1 protein-coding gene and 1 pseudogene are annotated in these 2,047 nt (G+C 42.8%); both read left to right on the forward strand.

Annotation, left to right across the window (positions count from 1 at the left end; translation table 11 throughout):
• A partial coding sequence (locus VIN08_RS05400) for a SusF/SusE family outer membrane protein (protein ID WP_331961370.1) occupies positions 1–1,240 on the forward strand: 1,240 nt, incomplete at its 5' end.
• 62 nt (positions 1,241–1,302) lie between these two features.
• Positions 1,303–2,047: pseudogene (locus VIN08_RS05405) on the forward strand (hypothetical protein); the annotation flags it as partial.

Below are 2,047 nucleotides of genomic sequence, written 5' to 3' on the forward strand. Positions count from 1 at the left end.
TCCTGCAAACAATGCCAAGATGTATATAGCCGGTGTATTTAACAGCTGGGGTGCCGATGAAATGGAACTGGTTGCAGCGAATACCTGGGAGATTAAAAATATAGACCTCGCAGGTGGTGCATTCAAGTTCAAGAATACAACGGACTGGAGCGATGCCGACTGGGGTGATGCAGGTTGTGATGGTGTTGTTGAAGTAACCACCGGTGGAGGTCCTAATACTGATTGTAAATTCTCCGGATTGGTAAATGTTACATTTAATGATGAGACATTGAAATATACTGTTGTTCCGGCAGTAGCTTACAATACAAATCTGGAAAGTCTCTTCTTACTTGGAACGTTCAATGATTTTACTGGCCCACAGCCACAATTTAAACTTGTTGCAGACTATACCTGGGTTATAGACGAGTTCAGATTAAGCGATGGTGATGTACTTCGCTTTGTAGAACATACTAATTTCGAAGGAGGAAACTATGGAGCGAGTGGTGTAGAAGGAAAAGCGAAACAATATGGAGAGAATATTGAATTAGCTGGTTATGAAGACGGTTACTATAAGATTACTTTCAATGATGCAACCTTGAAGTATGAATTTGAGCTTGTTCGAAATTTATACCCATCGGCTTTATATCTTGTAGGTGACGCTACGCCTGCTGGCTGGGATAATAATTCTAAAGTATCCTTGTTCAGAAATCCAAGCAACGGTTTTAAGTTTTCTTATACAGGTAAATTTAGTGCTGGTTCATTCAAGATACTGGAGAAACGCGGTCAGTGGCAGCCTCAATATGGTAAAGGTGCTAACGCTGGAGACTTAGCTGTTAATGAAGGATCAGGTTCAGACCCTGACGTCATTCAGATAGCAGCTGCGGGTTATTATACCGTAAGCCTTGATCTGGAAAGTATGAAATATAGTGTAGTGGCATATGATGCTTCTTCGGCACCGACCTATACGTCCATTGGTATAACCGGTTCCGCTATACCTGGTGCTTCGGATCCGGATATTGACATGGTGAAAGATGCAAACGACCCGCATCAATGGTATATAGAGACGCAAGAGCTCACTGCGGCCGCTGGGAATTATGTGAAATTCAGAGCCAACGATTCCTGGACAGTAAATTGGGGCGGATCAACATTCCCTTATGGTGATGGTGCACAGGATGGAGCAAATATATCCGTAACCAGAGCGGGAACCTTCCTCATACACTTTAACGATTTGACGGGCGAATACGCCTTCATAAAGAAATAGTATTAGTTCATTTTACAGATAGCGCTAATGACCTTAGCGCTATCTGCTTTAAAGCATATCCTATGCGGAAAATTTTTATTTTGTTTTTATTCCTAAGTTCCATTGCTGCGTACGCACAAGTAACGGTAACTCCGGCGCTTCCAACGGCCGATGAAGAGATTACTATAGTATACGATGCAACGCAAGGCACAACGGGACTCGTGGGAGTATCGCCAGTGCTTATGCATGCTGGTGTAGTATTGAGTGGGCCAGCAGGTGTTGATTGGCAAAATGTGAAAGGTGAGTGGGGGAATCCTTCTTCTATAGGTCAGATGACGTCATTGGGCAATAATAAGTGGCAGATTAAAATTACCCCACGAAGTTATTTCGGTGTAGCCGATGGCATTCGCATATATAGAATAGGTATGGTGTTTAGAAACGCAGGACCCTGTGGAGGATATGCAGAAGCATCTACACCTTGTAAAGAAGGGAAGACTACAAGCAATGGAGATTTCTTTGTTGATATATACGAGAGTAATGCCCTCTCTGTTAATTTCACACAACCAACATCATTCCCCTTATTCAAAAACCAGGGTGAGCAGGTATCTATTACGGCCAATGCTTCCGAAACAGCAAATCTTACACTAAAGATCAATAATGTTACAGTAGCTTCAGCAGCCGGTAGCACTACACTGAGCTATACGCATACCATTACCGAATCATCGGGTGTTTCAGATGTTGTCATCTCTGCTGATGATGGCAATGAAGTAAAGACTGCATCTTTTCAATATATAGTGCGAAGTGCTACGGTAAATGCAGCACGACCTG

The sequence above is a fragment of the Ohtaekwangia sp. genome (assembly GCF_036568665.1).
Classification (GTDB): Bacteria; Bacteroidota; Bacteroidia; order Cytophagales; family Cyclobacteriaceae; genus Ohtaekwangia.